Source organism: Mesorhizobium sp. AR02 (assembly GCF_024746835.1).
Classification (GTDB): Bacteria; Pseudomonadota; Alphaproteobacteria; order Rhizobiales; family Rhizobiaceae; genus Mesorhizobium.
Map to the genome: position 1 here is coordinate 6638540 of NZ_CP080531.1, position 21720 is coordinate 6660259.

Genomic DNA, 21720 nt, shown 5'->3' on the forward strand with positions numbered 1-21720 from the left:
CGGACAAGCCTGACAGGTATTTATGTATCAATCACTACATAAATGGAGAAACAGATGTCCACCAGCAATTTGAACGGCAAGGCGGCGCTCGTTACCGGCGGCAGCCGCGGCATCGGGGCGGCGATCGCGCGAAGGCTCGCAGCCGATGGCGCCGATGTTGCCTTGACCTATGTGCATGGCGAGGAACAGGCCCGCTCGGTCGTCGCCGAGATAGAAGCCAAGGGCGGCCGCGCCATCGCGATCAAGGCCGACAACCGCGATGCCGAAGCAATAGACAAGGCCGTTGATGACGCCGTGGCTGCATTCGGCCGGCTCGACATCCTGGTCAACAGCGCCGGCATCTGGCGCGCGGCACCCATCGATACATTGTCGTTAGCCGACTTCGACGAGACCATGGCGGTCAATCTGAGGGCTCCGTTCATCGCCTCCAAAGCGGCAGCCGCGCATATGGGCGAGGGCGGCAGGATCATCTCGATCGGCAGCAATCTCGCCGAACGCGTCACCGACACCAGCCTCGGCGCCTATTCCGCCAGCAAGGCGGCGCTGGTCGGTTTGACCAAGGCTCTGGCGCGCGACCTCGGTCCGCGCGGCATCACCGCCAACGTCGTCCATCCCGGCTCGACCGATACTGACATGAACCCGGCGGATGGGCCGCATGCCGAACACCAGCGCCAGAAGATGGCGACGCCGCGATTCGGCAAGGCCGATGACATCGCCGGCATGGTTGCCTGGCTTGCCGGTCCGGAGGGACGTTTCGTGACCGGTGCCGCATTGACCATCAACGGCGGCGCCAACGCCTGATTTTTGAGGAGTTCTTCGGGCTGGAGCGAAACACCCGCGCTCCAGCCGTCACGATGTTGTGAAACCGTTCTGCAACAGGCTTTCCGAAATTTATGAAAGCTTAACGAAATCGGTATGAATCGGTATAGTCGCGCCTTACATCCGCCATGCGGTGAGCGAGACGGTCTAGCGTGCGGAACGGGAACCGGTTGCGGCCGGAGCGGGTGATCCATGAAATTCCTCGGTAAAAAAGCAACCGCGATGCCGCTTGTGGCGATCGCGGCAACGCTCGCCCTCGGCGCGCCTCAGGCAGGCGCGCAAGGGCTCTTCGACATGCTGTTCGGCGGCGGCATCAGGCATCAGCCGCAAGGCGAGTTTCCGCCTCCACCACCAAAGCACAGACCCAAAGCGCCGGCCGGTGGCGGCGGCGGTGGCGGCGTAAAGATCAGCAGCCCGTCCTACTACACCTACAAGGCCGACAAGCTGGTGCGCGTCGACTTCTCGACGCTGTCCGCGGCGCCGCAGCCCGCGACGGCGCAGGACGCCGCGTTTGTTCCGTCGGCAACGGGGGCTGCTTTCCACGAAGCCATTGCCGGTCTCAGCGACTATGAGCTCTATGCAGAGCCCGACATCGCCAAGGCATTGATCGCCTACTACTCAGCCAATCCGGATTTCATCTGGGTGAACGGAACCAGCCCCAACAACCGCGCCCAGGATGCGGTGCGGGTGCTCGGCGAGGCCGCGAGCTATGGCCTGACGCCCGCCGACTACACGGTCGATGTGCCGGCCGCGACTTCGGGCTCAGCGGATGACGCGGCCAAGCTCAGGGAAATCGTGCGCTTCGAGATGGCGCTGTCGGCGCGCGTCTTGCGCTACGCCCACGACGCCCAGAACGGCCGTGTCGAGCCCAACCGGATGACCGGCTACTATGATTTTCCGGCCAAGCCGCTCGACATGGTCGGCGTGCTGAAGACGCTGGCGCATACACAGGAAGTGCGCACCTATCTCGAATCGCGGCATCCGCAGAATGCCGAATATCAGGCGCTGCGCGTCGAGCTGGAATCGCTGCAGGCCAGTGCCGAGAACGAGATCGTCGTCGATCCCAAGCTGCTGCTGAAGCCAGGCCAGACCAGCCCCGAATTGCCGAAGCTGCTGTCGCTGATCGCGCGCAATCTCGATGACGAGATGGGCGGCACCTATGGTGAGGTCCTGTCGCGGCTGGCGACCAGCGAGGTCTACGTCCCCGAGCTCATTCCGCTGATCAAGGCAGTGCAGGTGAAAGAAGGCATGAAGGGCGACGGCGTCATCGGTCCGCGCACCGTCGCCTTGCTGGCCGGCACGTCGAAGGCCGACAGGCTGCTCAAGGTGCAGGTGGCGCTGGAGGAACTGCGCTGGCTGCCTTCCGATCTTGGCAGCCCGCGTGTCTTCATCAACCAGCCTGCGTTCACCGCGAGCTACATCGACAATGGCGAGGAAAAGCTGAAGACGCGCGTCGTTGTCGGCCGGGTCACCAACCAGACGGCCTTCTTCTACGACCAGATCAAGCAGGTCGACTTCCATCCCTATTGGGGCGTGCCGCAGTCGATCATCGTCAATGAGATGCTGCCCCGGTTGCGCAGCGATCCCGGTTATCTCGATCGGGCCGGCTACGAGGTGACGGATTCGCGCGGCAAGCGCATTCCGTCGTCGGCAGTCAATTGGGGCGCCTATGGCGCGAACATTCCCTACAGCGTGCGCCAGCAGCCGAGCGAGGCCAATGCGCTGGGCGAACTGAAGATCCTGTTCCCCAACAAGCACGCCATCTACATGCACGACACGCCGCAGAAATCGTTCTTCAAGCAGGACATGCGTGCGCTCAGCCATGGCTGCGTGCGCCTGGAGGATCCGCGCGGCATGGCGGCGGCGGTGCTCGGTACCTCGGTCGACTATGTCGCCGAGAAGCTGAAGCACGGACATGCGACCGAGGATGTGACGCGCAAGATCCCGGTCTATGTCGCCTATTTCACCGCATGGCCCGACATGTCCGGCAAGGTCGAGTATTTCAGCGATGTCTACGACCGCGACTCGCGGCTGAAGCAGGCGCTGGACGCCACCGAGGCGGTACGTTCGCCGTCAAGCTGATAGTCAACCTTGCGAAAACGGGCGGCGGAAACCCGCCTCCCGCCCAGCAATCAGCCAATAGATCAATCCGGCGAAGAGGCCGGCGGCGGCGATGATGCCGATGTCGGCCCATCGCTCCGGATCCATGTCCTCAGCCGAACCCGGCCAGATCAGGAAGAAGCCGCCTGCAGCGGCGGCGGCGCCGAAAAACATGTGCATCAGAAAGTTGCGCAACGAGAAGAACTCGGCGATCAGCGCGAAGATCAGCGTCTGCAGCCCGGTCACGACAATCGTCAGGAAATAAACGAACATGCCGAGCGGCGGCACCACCAGGACCGCGATCGGGCTGACGCCCATGACGTCGAAATACGCCGGCGCGTTGGGCAGGGAACTAAGCGCGGCGTAGATCGCCACGACAGCGACCAGGCCGACGAGGACGGCGACCAGATAGCCGGCAAGCATCATCAGGATGCGCTTCATCACGTGCTTCGCCGTCGCCATGCCCATCCCCCCATGCGGCGCAGTCAACCATTGCAGTCAGCCATCAAAGACAGTCCGGCGCAAGGGCAGCACAGAGCGGGCCCTTTGGCAGGCATTCGTGGATCGCGACGCAGGGCTGATCAGGCGCCGCCGCACAGATGCTCGGAGTCCGGCAGGGCCCAGCTGCCCTTGGCGACGAGGTCGAGGGAATAATAGACCCGGCCGCGGTCGTCGTCTTTGGGGCAATCCCTGGGAATCGCGATCAGGCACATCACGACGGGTTCGCCGACCTTCGAGGCGGCCAGGCCAGGCTCGCGATCATAGGAGACGGCTCCGCCGCCATTGGTAAACGTGGCGGCGCTGCCTCCCTCAGGCGGGGCCGTTTCCAGCGGGTCGTCGCCAAGCCGCGTGGTCAGCGTCTTGATATGCGTGGTCGCGCATTGCCCGACGGCCGAGGGGAGGGGCTGATCGCGGTTACCAGGGTTGCGCGCAGCGGCATCCAGCGCCTTCTTGCCGATCAGCGCGACGTTATAATCCTGCACCCATGACGGCGCATTGCCATAGGTCTGCAAAGCGTTGTTCAGCACGCTGGCGATGCAGGCGATATCGTTCTTGCAGGCATTGCGGTCGGCAATCAGCCCGCGGGCGATCTTGCGCTTGTCGCCGCCGAAGGCCGGCTCGAACCCCTTGTAGGCCTTGGCAACCAGCAGATCGATGGCCGACAGCTGCGGATCGGCGCAGATCGCCTTTTCCGTCGGCAGGCTTGCCTTGGCGCAGTCGAAGGACGGCCCGTCGGCCCGCGCCGGAGCGACGCCAAGGAAGTCCGTGACCAGGATGCTGGCGAAGACGAGCATGACATCGGTTCGAACGGAAAATCGCATGACTGTCCCCAAGCCAACTGGATTGCCCAAGGCGCTGCGCGCCTGACGTGCATATCACACGCCAAGGATGGACAATTTGCGGCAGTCCGATTGGCCATCGAGGCGCTCGGGGAGAAAACAGGTGGACCTGTCGAATGGAGAACCGACGGCCCTATTTGGGTTCGGCCGTCACCGGATCATAGGTGATTTCGACCTTTGCCTTGTCGGACGTGTAGTAGGTAACGACGTAGGCATCTTTGTCCCAGTCGACCTCCTTCACGTAGCGAAAGCCGTCGCGCTGCTCGACCTTGGCGAGAATCTCCGACAGCTTCTTGGCATTTTGCGGCGGCAACGGAGCTTCATCCGCGGCAAAGGCCGGCCCGGCGGCGAGAAGAACGGCGACGCTCGTCGTCAGCAGAAATCTGGACATGGCTTTCCCTCAATTTTCCTGGGACAGAAACTCGCTGGTGCTCCGGTTTGTTCCGTAGCGGGAATGTGGGACCATTCAGTCCATCGACTTGCAGCCGCCCAGAAGAAAAGCCGTCCGCCAAAAAAACACGATGCGCCGCTTCACTATTCGTTGCCATATTGCTGGCGGTTCACTTGGGGGTCCATATGCGCACGCGTCATGTCGTCATGCTTGCACTGTCAGTGCTTTCCATCCCGACCGTTTCCATGCCCGTGCAGAAAGCCAGGGTGCTGGAACCGGAACGCTACACAGTCTACTGCGCTGACGACCGCATCGAGGTATCATTCTGGGATCTTGAGCAGATGAAGGTCCAGAACGGTTCCAACGTCTGCCAGTTCCAGAGCTACACGAGCTACAGCAGCGCCCTGAATTTCGCCCAGAAGAATTTTGGCGGGGAAGGGGCGAGTTGTAGTTGTTAGTTGTGCCGGCCAGGGGGCGAAATTTCAGGAAAGGAAATGGTGGGCGATGCAGGGATTGAACCTGCGACCCCACCCGTGTGAAGGGTGTGCTCTCCCGCTGAGCTAATCGCCCGCTCGTTGCCCGAAGGCCAAGCGAGCCGCGATATAAGGGAGGCCGGCCGGTTAAGTCAAGGCGGTGTCTGGCGTTCTCACGGCGATCAGATTCTTGGCTCTTCGGGCCTGTCGCGAGCAGATGCCGGTCGCTGGCCGTTCAGTGTCCTGCGGCGTTGATCAGCTTCTCCGCCAGTTCCACCGTCAGCGCGTCGAAATGCGAAATCACTGCCGAGGGCTCGAATTCCCGCACATGGCGGTCGGTGTAGCCGAAATCGACCGCCACCACCGGAATGCCGGCGGCCTTGGCGGTGTCGATGTCTGTCTGCGAATCACCAACCATCAGAGCGCGGTGCGGATCGCCGCCGGCCAGCTTGATGGTCTCTATCAGGTGGCGCGGATCGGGTTTGCGGAACGCGAATGTGTCCTGGCCGGCGATCGCCGCGAAATGCCTGGTCAGGCCGAGCGCATCGATCAGCGCCAGCGAGTTGGCCTCGTATTTGTTGGTGCAGATGGCGAGGAGATAGCCCGCCTTCTCGAAGCGCGCGATCGCCTCGATGACACCGGGGTAGGGGCGGGATTTGCCGGGAATGTTGTCGGTGTAGTGATCGAGGAACAGCTTTAGCAGCCGGTCGTGCTCGGCGACGTCGAGCGAGCGCTGCTGGGCGGCGTGCGCCCGCTCTATCATCACGCGGCCGCCATGGCCGACGAAGCGCCTGAAGCCGGCCTCGTCGACGGCAGTGAGTTCGCTGGCGGCCAGACTGTGATTGAGGCTGTCGAGCAAGTCCGGCGCCGTGTCAATCAGCGTTCCGTCGAGGTCGAACACGATGATCGGGCGACTCATGATCCATCCTGCGCAATTTTGTGCATAGGCAGGCGATAGCGGCTGCGGCGCGTCAAGGCAAGCAGAGCGGTGGACCATGTGCCCAAAGGCTTTGACCACGGTCAAAAGCTTTGACCCGGCCGGCAAAAATGCTAGGAGCCCGCAACACTCAGTTTCATGCATGTCGTTTCCCCAAAGCCGAGGTCACTTTTGGGCGACATGTATCAGGTTCCGGGGCAGCAAGCGGGATGGATGCAAGACAGTTGAAAGTCGAGGCCGCGCGGGCCGCCCTTGCCCATGTCACCGACGGCATGCGGCTCGGCATCGGCACCGGCACCACCGCGGAAGAGTTCGTGCGACTGCTCGCCGACAAGGTCGCCACCGGCATGACTGTCATCGGTGTGCCGACGTCGGAGCGCACCGCAGCACTTTGCCGCGAGCTTGGCGTGCCATTGTCGACATTGGAGCAAACGCCCGAGCTCGATCTCACCGTCGACGGCGCCGACGAGGTCGACCCGGAACTGACCCTGATCAAGGGCGGCGGCGGCGCGCTGCTGCGCGAAAAGATCGTGGCCGCGGCCTCGCAACGCATGATCGTCATTGCCGACCGGTCGAAGATGGTCGAGACGCTTGGCCGTTTTCCGCTGCCGATCGAGGTCAACCAGTTCGGCCTGCGCGCCACCGAGATCGCGGTGGCCGCAGCGGCTGCAAATCTCGGCCTTTCCGGTCCGATTACATTGAGGATGACGGGAGGCCAGGCTTTTGTTACAGACGGCGGCCATTTTATCCTCGATGCATCTTTTGGCCGCATTCCGGATACAAGAGCGCTTTCGAATGCTCTCCATGCCATTCCGGGCGTGGTCGAGCATGGTCTTTTCATCGGGCTGGCGTCAGCGGCCATCATCGCCGGCGGCGACGGTATCCAAACCGTCCATGCCGCCCGAAAACCAGGGAGTTCTACCGATCATGATGTTGCATAACCGGGTTCGCGGCCTTTGCGTCGTTCTGGCGGCTTCGGCCGTTTTCGCCTTCTCGTCGCCGGCGTTTTCGCAGGACGTCACAGAATCGCACCTGAAGGCGGCCCGGGCGGCGGTCGCGGCGATCCATGCGACCGACCCGTTCGACAACATTCTGCCGCAGGCGGCGGCCGCGCTCGAATCGCAGCTCATCCAGAAGAACCCGGACATGCAGGAGCTGATCGGCAAGACGATCAACGAAAAGGCGATGGCGCTGGCCGCGCGCCGCGCCGATCTCGAGAAGGAAGCGGCCCTTGCCTATGCGAAGGTGTTTTCCGAAAAGGACCTCAACGACATCGCGGCCTTCTACAGCTCCGACGCCGGCAAGAAGCTGCTCGACAGCGGTCCGACCGTGACGCGTGATCTGGTCAAGGCAGCCGACATCTGGCAAAACGGCGTCGCCCGCGATCTCGCCCAGCAGGTCGGCGAAACGCTGGCCGCGGCTGCCAAGGCAAATGCGCCGGCTGCCCCTGTTACCGCGCCGGCGGACGGCGCTGCCCCTGCTGACGATGCGGCGCCGGCGGATGGCGCCGCCCCCGCGGACGGTTCGGCTCCTGCCGACGGCACGCAGAACTGATTTCATTTTTTCGAGGCGGCGTAGCTGCCTCTGGACCAGAAAGCCCGGCTTTGTCCGGGCTTTTCTTTTGGCGTTTTGCATCCTACCTCTGGCTTGAACTTTCCCTCTCCAGGAGTCCCATCATGGCCGGTTACGACTACGATCTTTTTGTCATCGGCGGCGGCTCGGGCGGGGTGAGGGCGGCGCGCGTTGCCGCGGCACTCGGCAAGCGCGTCGGCATCGCCGAAGAGTACCGTTTTGGCGGCACCTGCGTCATCCGCGGCTGCGTGCCGAAGAAGCTCTATGTCTACGCCTCGCAGTTTCCGGAGCATTTCGCCGACGCGGCCGGCTATGGCTGGACGGTGCCGGAAGCAAGTTTCAACTGGCGCACACTGGTCGCCAACAAGGATCGCGAGATCAGCCGGCTGGAGGCGATCTACAAGAAGAATGTCGAGGGCGCCGGCGGCGAGACCTTCCATTCCCGGGCGATGATCGTCGATCCGCATGTGATCCATCTTCTGGGCGAGGACCGCACCGTCACCGCCGACCAGATCCTCATCGCCACCGGCGGCCGCCCGGCGGCGCACCCGGCACTGCCCGGCCACGAACACTGCATCTTCTCCAACGAGGCTTTCGACCTCAAGGAGCTGCCCAAGGCGATCATGATCGAGGGCGGCGGCTATATCGCGGTCGAGTTCGCCAACATCTTCCACGGCCTCGGCGTCGACACCACGCTGGTCTATCGCGGCAAGGAGATCCTCAGCCGATTCGACATGGATTTGCGCCGCACGCTGCACGAGACCATGGAAAAGAAGGGGATCAAGATACTTTGCCATTCGGTGAGCGAGCGGGTGAGCAAGCGGCCGGACGGCCGGCTCGACGCCCTTCTCACCAGCGGCCAGACGCTGACGGTGGACCAGGTCATGCTGGCCATCGGGCGCATCCCCAACACCGAGAATATGGGCCTGGAAGGCATCGGCATCAAGATGACCGCGGCCGGCGCGATCAAGGTCGACGACTATTCCCGCACCAACATCGACAATATCTGGGCGATCGGCGACGTCACCAACCGCGTGCAGCTGACACCGGTGGCGATCCACGAAGCGATGTGCTTCGTCGAGACGGCATTCAAGGGCAACCCGACCGCGCCCGACCACGATACGATCGCGACGGCGGTCTTCTCACAACCGGAAATCGGTACGGTGGGCCTGTCGGAAGACGAAGCCGTCAAGCGCTTTTCCGATATCGAGATCTACCGCACCAGCTTCCGGCCGATGCGGCATACGCTGTCGGGTCGCGACGAGAAGATGCTGATCAAGCTGGTGGTCGATGGCGCTTCCCGCAAAGTGCTCGGCGCCCACATATTGGGGCCGGATGCCGGCGAGATGGCGCAGCTGCTCGGCATTCCGCTGAAGGCTGGCCTGACCAAGGGTGATTTCGACCGCACAATGGCCGTGCACCCGACCGCGGCGGAAGAACTCGTCACCATGTACAAGCCGACCTACCGCGTGAAGGACGGCCAGCGCATCTGACCTTTCCGTCTGCTGCCAGCGCCTGCCGTAGAGGGAGCATTCAATGTCCGTCACCAACAACTCCGCACCGCTTGATCATGAGTTTGGCCGGCGTGTCGATCAGGTCATCGACACGGCCGTCGAGGAGGGGCGCATCGTCGGCGCCGTGATCCTTGTCGCGAAGCGCGGTGAAATCCTTTACAGTCGCGCCGCCGGCCTTGCCGACCGCGAAGCGAAGAAACCGATGACGCCGGACGCGATCTTCCGGCTTGCGTCGGTCACCAAACCGGTCGTCGCGACCGCAGCACTTGCCCTTCTCGATGCAGGCGTCATCGGCTTTGACGATGCCGTGGCGAAATTCATCCCGGAATTCCGGCCGAAGCTTGCGGATGGCAGCGAACCCGTCATCACCATCCGACAGTTGCTGACGCACACCGCCGGCCTGAGCTACGGCTTCGGCCAGGCGGCCGACGGACCCTACATTCGCGCTGATGTCTCCGACGGTCTCGACCAGCCCGGCCTCTCGATGGCCGAGAATCTCAGCCGCATCGCTTCAGTGCCCCTGTCCTATGCGCCGGGAACGCGCTGGGGCTATTCGGTGGCGATAGATGTGCTGGGCGAGGCCATGGCGAGAGCCTCCGGCGCCTCCTTGCCGGAACTGGTGGATCGCCTGGTCGTTCAGCCGCTCGGCATGCAAGACGCGGCCTTTGCCGTGCGCGATCGATCCCGGCTGGTGACGCCCTACGCCGATGGGCCTGGCAAAGCTGTGGTGATGGGAGAACATCACCGCGTGCCCTTCGGCGACGGTTTCATCTCATACTCGCCCGGCCGTGTCTTCGACCCTGCTTCCTTCGCCTCGGGCGGTACCGGCATGAACGGCACGGCCGGTGATGTCCTCAAGCTGCTCGAGGCGCTGCGTTCGGGCGGCGGGCCAGTCATCCGCCCCGAAACGGCCGCGGCGATGACCACGGACGCGATACCGGGCCTGGAAACCGGCATGCCTGGTTGGAGTTGGGGTCTCGGTTTCAGCATCCTGCGCGACCCACTCGCCGCATCGACGCCGCAGACGGCCGGCGCCTGGCGCTGGGGCGGCGTCTACGGCCATTCCTGGTTCGTCGATCCGGCGTTGGGCCTGACGGTGGTGGCGCTGACGAATACCGCCATCGCCGGCATGACCGGCGCCTTCCCCGAAGCGCTCTGCGACGCCATCTATGGCAGGCAAGCCTAAGCAGGGTAGATCGCCGCCGGCCACAGCCGGCGACGCTGCTGGATCGGTTCTTCGTTTCACGGAAACGACGAACCGATCTATCTTTTGTTGACGCAATTCCGGACGGAAAACCGTTTCACACTTTTCCTGGAATTGCTTAAAGCAGCGTGCCGCGCAAAATGACCAGCGCCACCGAGAAATAGATCACCAGCCCCGTGACATCGACCAGCGTGGCGACGAACGGCGCCGATGCGCTGGCGGGATCGAAACCGATCCGCTTCAAGGCAAACGGCAACATCGAGCCCGACAAAGAGCCGAAGGTGACGATGCCGACCAGTGCGGCGCCCACCGTCGTGGCGATCAGCGGCCAATGCGGCCCATAGTTGTAAAAACCCATATATTGCCAGAGCGCGATGCGGCAGATACCGACCACGCCGAGCATGGCGCCCAGCACGAGACCGGTGGGCAGTTCGCGCAACGCCACCCGCCACCAGTCGCGCAGGCCGATCTCGCGCAGCGCCAGCGCCCGGATGACAAGCGAGGTCGCCTGCGAGCCGGAATTGCCACCGGAGCTCATGATCAACGGGATGAACAGCGTCAGCACGATCGCCTTCTCCAGCTCACCCTCGTAGCTCTGCATGGCGTTGGCGGTCAGCATTTCGCTGATGAACAGCGCGCACAGCCAGCCGCCACGTTTCTTGATCATGGAGAGGAAGCTTATCTTCATGTAAGGCTCGTCGAGCGCCTCCATGCCGCCGAAGCGGTGCACATCCTCCGTCGTCTCCTCGATCATCGTATCGATGATGTCGTCGATGGTGACGATGCCGAGGATCTTGCCGTGGTCGACGACGGGGACGGCGAGCAGGTCGTATTTGGAGATCGTCTGCGCCAGGGTTTCACGATCGGTCAGCGGCGTGACCGTGACCGGCACGCGGTCCGGCGCTACTGACAGGATCGGATCGCCCGGTTCACCGGTGATGAGCCGACGCAGGCCGGTCGAGCGCACCAGCAGGTGCGTTTCGGGATCGACGATGTAGATCGCGTAGACGGTTTCGCGCGTCCGCTCGACCTTGCGGATGTAGTCGAGCGTGCGCCCGACGGTCCAGTCCGAGGGAACGCTGACGAACTCGGTCGTCATGATCGATGCGGCGCTGCCCTCGGGATAGCCCAGGATGGAAAGCAAGGTCGCGCGTAACGGCGGCGCCAGTGCACCGAGCAGTTCGGAACGTGCCGGCTCATCGAGTTCGCGCAGGATGTCGGCCGCACGGTCGACCGACATGGCGGTGAGCAGCTTGCTTGCCTTGGGGCGGGGCAGGGCCTCCACGAGTTCGGGTGCCCCTTCGAGTTCAGGCTGATCGAAAATCTCGACCAGCCGCTCGAAGGGAACGGCGCAAAGCAGATCCGTCGCGGTTTCGCGCGATTCATGATTGAGCGCCTCGACCACGTCGGCAACGTGGTCGTTTGCAAGGATGCGGGCGATGGCGACCGCCTCGTCGTCCGCTACAGGGGAAAAATCGTTCATGGTTCACTCCTTGCCGTCCGGCAGGACATGAACCATTCAGGTCACGTCTAGGCGGACGGCGGTTGCGTTCGACTAATACTGTCGCCAGGCATGGCGCGGTGACCTTTCCGCTTGCGGGTTCGCGTTGGACTATCAGCAAGCCGGCGCAACATAGGAGCGCGCCTTGCCGAGTCAATCGTTGTGAGGTAGGAAATCGGCGCCTGATCGCTCCGATCGCGAGACTGTGATCGCCGGCTGCCGCGCTGCCCGGCAAGTCGCGGTGAAATCACCGTTATTTCTGCTTCAGCCGACGCGAGAAACGCAGCCATTTGTCCTCGACCGGCCGTGGCTGCGCCAGGATCGTGGTGAGTTCGACAGGCAGGGTCGGAGCCAGCGGCTTCTTGGTGGCGACACCGTCGGCGATCAGGACGATCGAGTGGTAGAACTCGGTGCCGGCAGCCGATCTCGGCGCCACCGCTTCATGCATGACGCTGATCACCGTGACATCGGGGCAGTTGTCCTTGATCGCCTGATGGAAGGCAATCTTGCCCTCCGGGTCGAGCGCACCGGTCGCCTCGTCGAGGAACAGCAGTCCCGGCTGCTGCAGGATGATGCGGGCCACCACCAGCTTCTGCTTCTGGCCACCCGACAGGACCTGATCCCAGCTTTTGCCCTCGCGGCTTTCATTGGCCATTTGTTCGATGAAGTCGCCGAGGCCGGCCTTGTGCAGCGCGGACGCAACCTGGGCATCGCCATGGTCGAGTTCGGAGCCCGGCAGGCAGACCAGCTGTTTCAGCGACACCTGCGGGAGCTTGACCTCCTGGGCGGCATAAAAACTCTTCACCCCGTCAGGGAAGACGATGGTGCCGTGGCCGTACGGCCACAAGCCGTTGATCGCCTTGATCAGCGAAGTTTTACCGCAACCGGATTCGCCCTTCAGGAAGGTCCACTCGCCGCGCCGGAAGCGCAGGTTGGCGGCACTGAGGAAGGGCGTCGCATCCTCGCCCTGATGCGCCAGTTCGAGCTTCTGGATGGTCAGGCCGAAGACCGGGTTCTGGCTGGCATAGTGGAAGTCGGAACGGCCGGTCTTGCTGTAGAACGCCTGCGGATGCTGAACATCCTCGATCGCATTCGCCAGTTCGGTGACACGCTGGCTGTTGGCGCGCAGCGTCGCGATGGCCGGCATGACATGGATGAACCACGAACACTGGCTGATCAGCTGGGCGACCATTTCAGAGCCGGTTATATAGCCTTTGTAGTCCAGGCGATTGTGGATGAACGACACGAGACCGGGACCATAAGCGACGATCCGGGCGCCGATGAAGTTGTAGATCAGCTCGAACGACGTGTAGCTGTTGTTGACGACATTGAGCCTGCCCCACGTGCGATCTATGTCGACATAGAGCCGGTCGTGCATCATTTTCTGCACGTCTTCACCATGTGAGGCGGCGACATGGAAGCTGCGGCGCAGGAATGTCGTCAGTTCACTGCGGTAGCTGCCCTCGGCCTGCTGCATGCGGATATTGAGCCGCTCGAGCAGGCGCCCAAGCTTGACCGCGATCCAGGTGTTCAGCGGCACGTAAATGGCGACGGCGAGGAAGGCCAGCACTGCGCTGCCGTAACTGCCGAGGAACTCCAGCCCTTTAACCTCGACCGAGGATCCGATCAGATTTTCGCCGATAAAATAGAGCGAGGTCGCGACACCCAGAACGCCCATGGCGAGACCGATCGCGCCGCCGGTCATGTCCTTGATCGATTCCTGGATGCGCTGGTCGATGTTGTCGGGCGCCACGACACCGCCGGCCGCCGAACCATGCTGGGCATGGAAATGGGTATGATTGCCGTCGAGCAGAGCCTGGTTGAACTGGCTGTTCAGCCAGCCACGCCATTTTCGGTGCAAGGTTGCAGAGACAAGACCGCGCACGCCGGTGAAGCCGGCATCCTTGAGCACGACCAGCACCACCAATATGCCGGCATTGGTCAGAATTGCCCGTAGCGGGCTGGTGTTGGCGGCATCGTGGAAGAAGGCGATCGAATTGCCCAACTCGCCCAATGCCAAGGCGAACCAGACGCCGGCCTTGCTGGAAAGCGCCGTCAGCAGCGCGATGACGAGGGTGAGCGTCCAGGCTTCCTTCCAACGGTCGGAGAACCAGTAGGCCCGCATCAGGCCCCAGAAACTGCGCATCGAGGATACCGGCGTCAAATGCGACGGCCCTGCGGCGCCGCCGTGTAGTTTATCCGGTACTGACTCCTGCGATCGCTTGCCGATCCGAATCACGATCCCGCCCAAACCTTTTTTGTTTTGTTACGGATAGTAACACCAATTGATCATTTTCCATTAATTTTTGTAGGGGCTCAGGAGGATTGAAGTTTCTGGCCGTGGCCGCAAGGCAACAGCACCGCGTTTCCAAGCGTCGCGCGGAAGTCGGCGAAACAGCGATTTAACGCAACGATGTCAGATGGTTATCGCTCAGCGCGTAGAGCTTCATATACCTTCCCTTAGGGAAGGCGTTCACACGATTTTGTGACTCGTTTTGGCTTGTCGGGTCGGCCGACTTTTCATTGCGGGCTAACTAAAATTCTCGAAAACGTGCCGTCCTTGATGTCCGTTTCCTTACCGTCATCGTCCTTGCCGGAGGCCGAGAAATGACCTGAAACGGCCTTTGCTGCAGGGTCGTACCTGTTGATCACCACTTCACCGCTCTTGAACCTGACATTGCTGACCATGGCGCCGGACTCGAGGATGTTGAAGTTGCCGCCATTGGCCGGAAAGCCGCCGCCGAACTTGTAGGTGCCGACGTAGTCGCCTGATGTTTTCAGCACCAGCATCGAGTTGAATGTCATGGTCGGCGACCCCTGTTGGGTTCCCGACAGGTTCAGTACCGGTTTGCCCGCCATTTCCAGCGTCGTGCCCTGGGCGAAGGATGCCGTCCACGGCTTGCTGTCGAAACTGGCGGTCATGACCGCGTCCTCGGCCTTTGCGGCCAGCTGCGGGCTTGCCAATGCCGTGAGGCAAAGCAGCAGGCATGAAGCACTACGAAGTCCTGTGAGCATGAACGTCCCCCATCGACCACCATGCCGAGGACACTAGCGCAGACCTTGTCTGCCGGCGATTCACCAGATCGTCTGCACCGGGCTGACTTCTTGCTCCTTTTTCGGTCGACTGGAGCGACGTTGACAATTCCTGCGTTCGGGATTGAACCTTCCGGGGCGTCGTCGACACCCATGGTTGTCCAACAGGGAAGCTCCTCATGCTCACGCGCGCAACCGCAGCTTTCGTCCTCTTCGCCTGGCTACCCCTCCCTTCAGCGCACGCAGCCGAACAGAGCATTCCGGCCAGCGCTGAGGGCCAGATCGAATTCAACACGCCGTCCGACAATATTGGCTGCATCTACACGCCGAAAGGCGGCACCAGCACCTATGAGCCCCAGGATGGTGGCCCTGAACTGAGCTGCTCGCGCGTCGAGCCGAGCTACATCACCATCATCCTCGGCCCCAAGGGGCCAGCGACGCTGATCAAGAACCCCGGCGAACAGCCTTGCTGCAGCGATGTCACAAGGCTCGCCTACGGCAACAGCTGGAGCGCGGGGCCGTTTTCCTGCCAATCATCGACGAAGGGCCTGACCTGCACGGCAAGCAATGGCCACGGATTTTTCATCAGCAAGGCCAAGGTGACAGTCAAGTAGCGCCTGCTGTTGTTGCCGACGAAAGCGGAGCCTGCCTCAGCCGACCTTGTCCAACTCGCCCCGTGCCTTGGCCGCCGCCACCTGGCGGATGGCATCAGCCAGTGTGTCGGCGTCCTGAGCGCCCATCACGGCATATTTGCCTTCAAGCAGAAAGCACGGCACGCCCGATATTCCCATGCGCGATGCCGTGGCGATCTCGGTGCGCACCGCTTCGACATCGGCGTCGGTCGGCAGGAGAGTGGCAACCACGGACGCGTCCATGCCGGCCTCGCGGGCGGCTTCGACCAACACGGCATGGTCGCCGATGTTGACGCCCTCCTCGAAATTCAACTGGAACAGGCGACGGACCAGCCTGTTCTGCACGGCTTCACCGGCGGCACCCGCCCAGCGGATCAGCCGATGCGCATCCAGCGTGTTCGGCGCAACCTTGATGGCATCGAAGGCAAAGGAAATGCCCTCGGCTTCGCCAAGCGGTTCGATGCGGGCATGGATCTCGCGGATGCGCTCGTCGCTGCCGAACTTGGCCAGCATGTACTCGCGGCGGTCCTTGCCTTGCGGCGGAATGGTCGGATCGAGCTGGAACGGTCGCCAGCGTATATGCACATCGACATCGCCGACCTTGGCAACCGCCTTGTCCAGCCGCTTCTGGCCAATGAAACACCACGGGCAGACGACGTCCGACACCACATCGACGGTTATGGCGTTCGCTTCGCTCATCTCGATCTCCGGATTGTCAGTTCGGTTTGCGCCACCATGTCGGCAGCTGATAACCGAATATGGGCGTCTTCTGCGGATGTTCCAGATAATTCCAGTAAGCAAGCCATTGCTGCGTGTTGTACTGCATCGGCACCATGTAGTAGCCCGAGATCAGCAGCCGGTCGAGAACGCGAACGGCGGCGACATAATCCTCCTTCGATCGGGCGCGCAGCATCGCTTCGATCGCCGCATCGACCGCCGGATCGGCAACGCCGGCGAGATTGAACGAGCCTTCGGCCTTGGCCGCCTCGGAGCCCCAGCGTCCGAGCTGCTCGAAGCCTGGCGACAGTGAATTGATGAAGCCGCTCGATCCGATCAGAGCCTCGAAATCGAAGCGCTGCTTGCGTGACTGGATCTGGTCGCCGTCAAGGCTACGGATGCTGACGTTAATGCCGATCTTCTCCAGTGTGCGCTGATAGATGCCGGCCAGGCGCTCCTCGTCCTGCGAAGCAGTCAGGATCTCGAATCCGAACGGTTTGCCGTCGGGGTCGAGCATCGTACCGTCCTGCACATGGTAACCGATGCTTTTCAGGAGATCGAAAGCTGTCTTCAACACCTTGCGGTCCTGGCCCGAACCGTCGGTCGCCGGCGGTTTCCAGGTGCCGTCCATGACGTCAGGCGGCACACGGTCGGGGTAGGGGGCGAGCAACGCCTTTTCCCTGTCGTCGGCCGGATGGCCGAGTGCGGAAAGCTCGGAGTTCTGCCAATAACTCATCGTGCGCGTGTACTTGCCGCCGAACAGGTTCTTGTTCGCCCATTCGAAATCGTAAAGCATGCCGAGCGCGCGCCGAACCACCGGATTGGAGAACTTCGGCAGCCTCGTGTTGAACAGGAAACCGGTCACGACAGGTGGAATGCCGGTGTCGAAGGTTTCGGCGACCACATCACCCCTGTGGAAGGCCGGGAAATCCAGATCGCGCTCACGCTTGACCGGATCGCCGTCGTCGTCGATGGCGCAGAGGCCTTTCTTGAAAGCCTCGAGCTTGGCGTTGGCGTTGAGGAAATATTCGATGGTGATCTGGTCGTAATTGTCGAAGCCGCGCTTGGCCGGGACATCCTTGCCCCAATAATCGGGGTTGCGCTTGAACACGATGCGCTGGCCGGGCGCCACCTGGGCAATGGTGTAGGGTCCACTGCCAATCAGCGGCTTTAGCGTTGTCTTGTCGAAAGTCTCCTTGTTGAAGGCATGTTTCGGCAGGATCGGCGTCAGCGCGATGATCAGGGGCGTTTCACGATTGGCCTTGTCATTAAAGGTGAAGCGCACGCTGTGATCACCGGTCTTTTCAAGCTTGGCGATCAGGCTCATGCGTGCGTTGTAGGGCGGGCGGCCCTTGTCGGTAAAAACATCGTAGGTGAACAGCACATCCTCCGGCGTCACCGGCTCGCCGTCTGACCACTTTGCGTTGGGGTTGAGGTGGAATTCGATCGACTTGCGCTCGGAATCCATGTCCGCGCTGTCAGCGAGCAAGCCATAGAGACTGAAGGCTTCGTCGTAGTTGCGCTGCATCAACGGCTCGAAAACGAGGTTGCCGTAGTTCAGATCCATCATGCCGCGCGCCGTCGTGCGCAGGCTTTTCAGGATGAACGGGTTGAGGTTGTCGAAGCTGCCGACGACGCAATAGGTAATGTTGCCGCCCTTCGGCGCATCAGGATTGACGTAGTCGAAGTGGGTATAGTCGGGCGGCAGTGCCGGCTCGCCCTGCATGGCGATGGCATGCTTCGGTTCCGACATGGCCGGCCGCGGCGAAAGGGGGAAAAGCGATGTCGCGGTGATCAGCCAAACAAGAACGCGGCCCATGACCGTCTCCTTAACAGGTCGGCTTGATGATTCGGTGTGCACCCTAGCATGAGGCGGCTGCGCGCCGGCCAATGGCGTCATCAAGAATTAGAGGTGGCGGGCTGGATTCGGCGCCGCTTGCAGTGTAACACGCCGTCCGAAGTCATTCTGTTGCCTCATTTCGGCAACAGGTAGCGGGACCACACGGCGCAGAGAAGCCGGTTCCGGGATCATTTGAGAGGAAGTGCACGACATGACGAGCCTGAACAGCAATGCGTACCGCCTTTCGGTCATGGCCGCGGGCGTGGTCGGCTTTCTGGGCGCAGGACTTCCCGCCGCTTCCGCACAGCAGCAGCCGCAGATCCCACAGGGCTGGTTCAAGGCCTGCACCAAGCAGGAAGACGTCGACATCTGCAATGTCCAGAACATCGTCACTGCCGGCAACGGCCAGCTCGTCACGGGTGTGAGCCTGATCGAACTCAAGGGCAAGGTGAACCGCAAGGTATTCCAGGTGACGGTCCCGACCGGCCGCCTCGTGCCTCCCGGCATCGGCCTGCAGATCGATACCGGCAAGGCCGTAAAGCTGGACTATGTGATCTGCTTCCCGGATCGTTGCGTGGCCGAAGTGCCGCTGACCGACCAGCTCGTCGCCGCGTTCAAGAAAGGCCAGGGGATCACCCTGACCTCGATCAATTTCCAGAACCAGGCCAACCCGATCAAGATCGCCTTGCAGGGCTTCAGCGGCGCCTATGACGGCCCGCCGCTGCAGCAGTCGGACATCGAGGACCGGCAGAAGAAGCTCCAGGACTTCGTTGCCAAGAACAACCAGGACTTCGCCAAGAAGCTCAAGGACGAGCAGGACAAGGCCAAGACCGCCAACTGATCATCGGCTCGGGCATTCTCGAGTCAAAGAAAAAGCGGGGTCATGCCCCGCTTTTTTCGTTCCTGGCCATGGCCTGGATATCCTGACGGATGGCCGGAATGCCGGGACGTCAGTGCCTCGACTGCCGTTTCGGCTCGTAGCGTCCGTCCGGCTTCTTGTCGAACATCTCCTTGATCTGCGGGTGGCGGACTGGCTCGCCCGACTGATCCTCAAGCAGATTCTGCTCCGACACATAGGCGATGTATTCGGTTTCCGAATTCTCGGCGAGCAGATGGTAGAATGGCTGATCCTTGCGCGGCCGCACGTCGGCGGGGATGGCTTCGTACCATTCGTCGGTGTTGGCGAATTGCGGGTCGACGTCGAAAATGATGCCTCGAAACGGAAACAGCCGGTGGCGAACCACCTGTCCGATCGCGAATTTGGCCGTTTTCATCGTACTCACCACTGAATTCCTTGACTTTATTTGGCGCAGACTCCGAGTCAATTCAATCCCGAAGCGTTTGAGCGTCTTCAAGCTACGCAGAATGCGGCGCAAAGGTTTTTGATTGACGTCGCGATGTCGCGATAAAGTCCGCAAGATCGCTACTGCTGCCGCATTGGTTTTCGCAGGCCGCCGGCAAGTGCTGCAAAACCACTGCCGGGACGAAGCCCTTCGCGCATGAAGAAGGCGCGGAGCGGTGCAAAGCCACCGAGCACGCCGAGACCAGCGACGCGTGCCATTTGCGCCGGCAGCATATCGGAGAGCAGCGACATGTTGAGCAGATTGACTGCGCTGCTGCGCGCCAGGATATCGGGGCGGCGCTTGAAATCGTAGGCGGCAAGGGCCTTGGCCACGCCGGGATCGCCACGATTTTCACTAGCAATTCCAACCAGATCGTCAATATCCCTGATACCAAGGTTGAGGCCTTGCGCACCGATCGGCGGGAATACATGCGCGGCTTCGCCGACAAGCGCCACCCGCCGATGTGCAAAGCGCAAGGGCGTCACGGTCGAAAGCGGATAGATTTGGCGGCCCGGCTCAACTGTCACCCGGCCCAGCATCGACTGCATCTGCTGCTCGACCCGCAGCGAGAGCGCTGCATCATCCAGTGCGGCAAGCGCCTTGGCGGTCTCCGGCTTGACCACCCAGACAAGACTTGAGCGATTGCCTGGCAACGGAACCTGTGTGAAGGGACCCGTCTCGGTGTGGAACTCGGTCGAGGTGAAGGCATGCTCGCTTCTATGGCCAAAATTGAGCACGAGCGCGGCCTGCGGATAGGGACGCGCGACAGTCGACATGCCCGCCGCCTCGCGCGCAGGCGACTGGCGTCCATCGGCGGCGACCGCCAGCGATGCGCTAACCTCGCTGCCGTCGGCGAGGACGGCATGAGCCCTATCGGCATCGAGACGCCAGGTCTTGACCGTCGACCTACGCCATTCGATCCCGGAATGCGCGGCCACCTTGCCGGCAAGCGCCGGGCCAAAGACGCTGTTGGGCAGGTTCAGCCCGAACTGGTCCTCGTCGATCTCGCTGGCGCGGAAGGTGACGACGGGGCTGCGGATCAGCCGGCTGGTCGCATCGACGATGCGCATGACTTTCAAGGGTGCGGCCTTGGGCTTGATGTCTTCGAGGACATCAAGCCGCTCAAGCACTTTCAGGGCAGGGTTCATCAACGCTGTGGTGCGGCCATCGGGGGCCGACGCCTCAGGCCCGACAAGCGTCACCGGGAAGCCGGCATCGGCGAAAGCGAGCGCCGCGATCAGCCCTGCTGGTCCGGAGCCGGCAATCAGTATCGGCGCTGTTTCCTGATGCTCCAAGGATCGGCTTCCGGCTTGCGATGCGAGGCGGGCCACCAGACCTGCCAGTCAAGGAGCATATAGGTCAGATCATGCGGCTTGATCAACGCGGCGATTCGGCCCATTCGGGGGCATGACTGGCCACCAGGACGATTTCAGCCATCTCGACCGCGCCGGCCGCGCCACGGCAAATGTCGCGCGCAACCCGCGCTTGACGGTCAATATCGTTGTCGGCGCCGGCATCGCGCTCGCCTGGTTGTCGCTCGCCGCGATGGCGATTCGCGGTGCCGAGGCCCGGGGCAGTGCGCCCGGCGATACTTTCCTGCGCGGCCTGCCACAGCTGCCGCTGCCCGATTTCCTGGAGCGGTTCTTCGTGCTCTGCCTGTCGCCGGCGCCGCTGGATGCCAGCATCCGTCTGCGTGCCCTGGCGCTCATCCTGATGTGGTTCCTGATGGCGATCGCCGCGATGCTGCCGTCCGCGGCACCAATGATCCGTACCTATTGCGAGATCGCCGATACGGCGCGGATCAAGGGCGAGCCGGTCGTCCATCCGCTGGTGCTGGTTGCCGGCTATCTCGGCGTCTGGCTCGCCGCCTCGATGCTGTTTTCAGCGCTGACGCTGGGCGTGCACATAATCGCGGCGTCCGGCGACATCTACGATCCGGTGCTTGGCATTGCCGGCGCGCTCGCATTGCTGGTTGCCGGCCTCTACCAGTTCAGCGGCCTCAAGGAGGCCTGCCTGAAGAAGTGCCGCAACCCGTTCTCGATCCTGTTTTCGAACTGGAGCGCCAAACCGATCCGCGTCTTCCGGCTCGGCGTTGCGCAAGGCATATGGTGCCTCGGCTGCTGTTGGGCACTGATGCTGGTGATGTTCGCCGTCGGCGTGATGAACATCTTCTGGATGGCGCTGATTGGCGTGTTCACCCTGATTGAAAAACAGACGACGGGCAGTCTTCCAACCCGGCTGGCCGGTGCGATACTGCTTGTCTGGGCAGCCGCGCTGCTAGTAGTCTCGCTGTGAGTGGGGGAA

21 protein-coding genes and 1 tRNA gene are annotated in these 21720 nt (G+C 62.3%); 10 read left to right on the forward strand and 12 right to left on the reverse strand.

Annotated elements, in window-relative coordinates; translation table 11 throughout:
* The first annotated feature begins 54 nt into the window (after positions 1-54).
* Together DBIPINDM_RS36330 and DBIPINDM_RS36335 are read left to right on the forward strand one after the other, a co-directional pair.
* Positions 55-801 (forward strand): 3-oxoacyl-ACP reductase family protein, encoded by a 747-nt coding sequence (locus tag DBIPINDM_RS36330; RefSeq protein ID WP_258583758.1) that lies wholly within the window; start codon positions 55-57, stop codon positions 799-801.
* 210 nt (positions 802-1011) lie between these two features.
* Complete coding sequence (locus DBIPINDM_RS36335; protein WP_258583759.1) at positions 1012-2901, forward strand: L,D-transpeptidase family protein; 1890 nt, start codon at positions 1012-1014, stop codon at positions 2899-2901.
* A 3-nt stretch (positions 2902-2904) separates the two neighbouring features.
* Here the strand turns inward: DBIPINDM_RS36335 and DBIPINDM_RS36340 are convergent, their stop codons facing one another.
* The 3 genes from DBIPINDM_RS36340 to DBIPINDM_RS36350 all read right to left on the reverse strand — a co-directional run bounded on the left by DBIPINDM_RS36340 (position 2905) and on the right by DBIPINDM_RS36350 (position 4650).
* Entirely contained in the window at positions 2905-3387 is a 483-nt protein-coding gene (locus DBIPINDM_RS36340; RefSeq protein WP_258583760.1) for a hypothetical protein, read from the reverse strand.
* 113 nt (positions 3388-3500) lie between these two features.
* On the reverse strand, positions 3501-4241 hold the full coding sequence (locus tag DBIPINDM_RS36345) for a lysozyme inhibitor LprI family protein (RefSeq protein ID WP_258583761.1): 741 nt from the start codon (positions 4239-4241) through the stop codon (positions 3501-3503).
* A gap of 151 nt (positions 4242-4392) precedes the next feature.
* The gene (locus tag DBIPINDM_RS36350; protein WP_258583763.1) at positions 4393-4650 is read right to left on the reverse strand and encodes a PepSY domain-containing protein; all 258 of its coding nucleotides are present in this window, start codon (positions 4648-4650) and stop codon (positions 4393-4395) included.
* A 185-nt stretch (positions 4651-4835) separates the two neighbouring features.
* Here DBIPINDM_RS36350 and DBIPINDM_RS36355 point away from each other — a divergent pair, with 185 nt between their 5' ends.
* A complete protein-coding gene (locus DBIPINDM_RS36355) occupies positions 4836-5108 on the forward strand; it encodes a hypothetical protein (protein ID WP_258583764.1) in 273 nt (90 codons plus the stop codon).
* A 37-nt stretch (positions 5109-5145) separates the two neighbouring features.
* Here DBIPINDM_RS36355 and DBIPINDM_RS36360 read toward each other — a convergent pair.
* A tRNA-Val gene (locus tag DBIPINDM_RS36360) sits at positions 5146-5220 on the reverse strand.
* Between the two features lie 138 nt (positions 5221-5358).
* Positions 5359-6042, reverse strand: a complete 684-nt coding sequence (locus tag DBIPINDM_RS36365; RefSeq protein ID WP_258583765.1) for a phosphoglycolate phosphatase — start codon at positions 6040-6042, stop codon at positions 5359-5361.
* Positions 6043-6269: 227 nt separating this feature from the next.
* Here DBIPINDM_RS36365 and rpiA point away from each other — a divergent pair, with 227 nt between their 5' ends.
* The 4 genes from rpiA to DBIPINDM_RS36385 all read left to right on the forward strand — a co-directional run bounded on the left by rpiA (position 6270) and on the right by DBIPINDM_RS36385 (position 10332).
* Entirely contained in the window at positions 6270-7001 is a 732-nt protein-coding gene (gene rpiA, locus DBIPINDM_RS36370) for a ribose-5-phosphate isomerase RpiA (RefSeq protein ID WP_258583766.1), read from the forward strand.
* Positions 6988-7614 carry a DUF2059 domain-containing protein gene (locus DBIPINDM_RS36375; RefSeq protein WP_258583767.1) on the forward strand — a complete coding sequence of 209 codons (627 nt, stop codon included), beginning with the start codon at positions 6988-6990 and terminating at the stop codon, positions 7612-7614. Before rpiA ends, DBIPINDM_RS36375 begins: the two co-directional genes overlap by 14 nt.
* 122 nt (positions 7615-7736) lie before the next feature.
* On the forward strand, positions 7737-9125 hold the full coding sequence (gene gor / locus DBIPINDM_RS36380; RefSeq protein ID WP_258583768.1) for a glutathione-disulfide reductase: 1389 nt from the start codon (positions 7737-7739) through the stop codon (positions 9123-9125).
* Positions 9126-9168: 43 nt separating this feature from the next.
* Positions 9169-10332, forward strand: coding sequence for a serine hydrolase domain-containing protein (locus DBIPINDM_RS36385; protein ID WP_258583769.1), 1164 nt, complete (start codon positions 9169-9171; stop codon positions 10330-10332).
* A gap of 136 nt (positions 10333-10468) precedes the next feature.
* Here the strand turns inward: DBIPINDM_RS36385 and mgtE are convergent, their stop codons facing one another.
* From mgtE to DBIPINDM_RS36400, 3 genes are all read right to left on the reverse strand, one after another.
* A complete protein-coding gene (mgtE, locus tag DBIPINDM_RS36390) occupies positions 10469-11833 on the reverse strand; it encodes a magnesium transporter (RefSeq protein WP_258583770.1) in 1365 nt (454 codons plus the stop codon).
* Between the two features lie 271 nt (positions 11834-12104).
* Positions 12105-13997, reverse strand: coding sequence for an ABC transporter ATP-binding protein/permease (locus DBIPINDM_RS36395; protein WP_258583771.1), 1893 nt, complete (start codon positions 13995-13997; stop codon positions 12105-12107).
* A 374-nt stretch (positions 13998-14371) separates the two neighbouring features.
* A complete protein-coding gene (locus DBIPINDM_RS36400; RefSeq protein WP_258583772.1) occupies positions 14372-14866 on the reverse strand; it encodes a DUF6252 family protein in 495 nt (164 codons plus the stop codon).
* A gap of 197 nt (positions 14867-15063) precedes the next feature.
* Between DBIPINDM_RS36400 and DBIPINDM_RS36405 the strand changes: the two genes are divergently transcribed.
* Positions 15064-15498, forward strand: a complete 435-nt coding sequence (locus DBIPINDM_RS36405; protein WP_258583773.1) for a hypothetical protein — start codon at positions 15064-15066, stop codon at positions 15496-15498.
* Between the two features lie 36 nt (positions 15499-15534).
* Here the strand turns inward: DBIPINDM_RS36405 and DBIPINDM_RS36410 are convergent, their stop codons facing one another.
* Together DBIPINDM_RS36410 and DBIPINDM_RS36415 are read right to left on the reverse strand one after the other, a co-directional pair.
* A complete protein-coding gene (locus tag DBIPINDM_RS36410) occupies positions 15535-16215 on the reverse strand; it encodes a DsbA family oxidoreductase (RefSeq protein WP_258583774.1) in 681 nt (226 codons plus the stop codon).
* Positions 16216-16231: 16 nt separating this feature from the next.
* The gene (locus DBIPINDM_RS36415) at positions 16232-18052 is read right to left on the reverse strand and encodes an extracellular solute-binding protein (protein ID WP_258583775.1); all 1821 of its coding nucleotides are present in this window, start codon (positions 18050-18052) and stop codon (positions 16232-16234) included.
* A 232-nt stretch (positions 18053-18284) separates the two neighbouring features.
* Here DBIPINDM_RS36415 and DBIPINDM_RS36420 point away from each other — a divergent pair, with 232 nt between their 5' ends.
* Entirely contained in the window at positions 18285-18914 is a 630-nt protein-coding gene (locus tag DBIPINDM_RS36420; protein ID WP_258583776.1) for an invasion associated locus B family protein, read from the forward strand.
* A 109-nt stretch (positions 18915-19023) separates the two neighbouring features.
* Here DBIPINDM_RS36420 and hspQ read toward each other — a convergent pair whose 3' ends face one another.
* Complete coding sequence (hspQ, locus tag DBIPINDM_RS36425; RefSeq protein WP_027027770.1) at positions 19024-19347, reverse strand: heat shock protein HspQ; 324 nt, start codon at positions 19345-19347, stop codon at positions 19024-19026.
* 149 nt (positions 19348-19496) lie between these two features.
* The gene (locus DBIPINDM_RS36430) at positions 19497-20711 is read right to left on the reverse strand and encodes a UbiH/UbiF family hydroxylase (protein ID WP_258583777.1); all 1215 of its coding nucleotides are present in this window, start codon (positions 20709-20711) and stop codon (positions 19497-19499) included.
* A 112-nt stretch (positions 20712-20823) separates the two neighbouring features.
* Here DBIPINDM_RS36430 and DBIPINDM_RS36435 point away from each other — a divergent pair, with 112 nt between their 5' ends.
* Positions 20824-21711: a DUF2182 domain-containing protein gene (locus DBIPINDM_RS36435; RefSeq protein ID WP_258583778.1), complete on the forward strand. Its 888-nt coding sequence runs from the start codon at positions 20824-20826 to the stop codon at positions 21709-21711.
* The last annotated feature ends 9 nt before the right edge of the window (positions 21712-21720 follow it).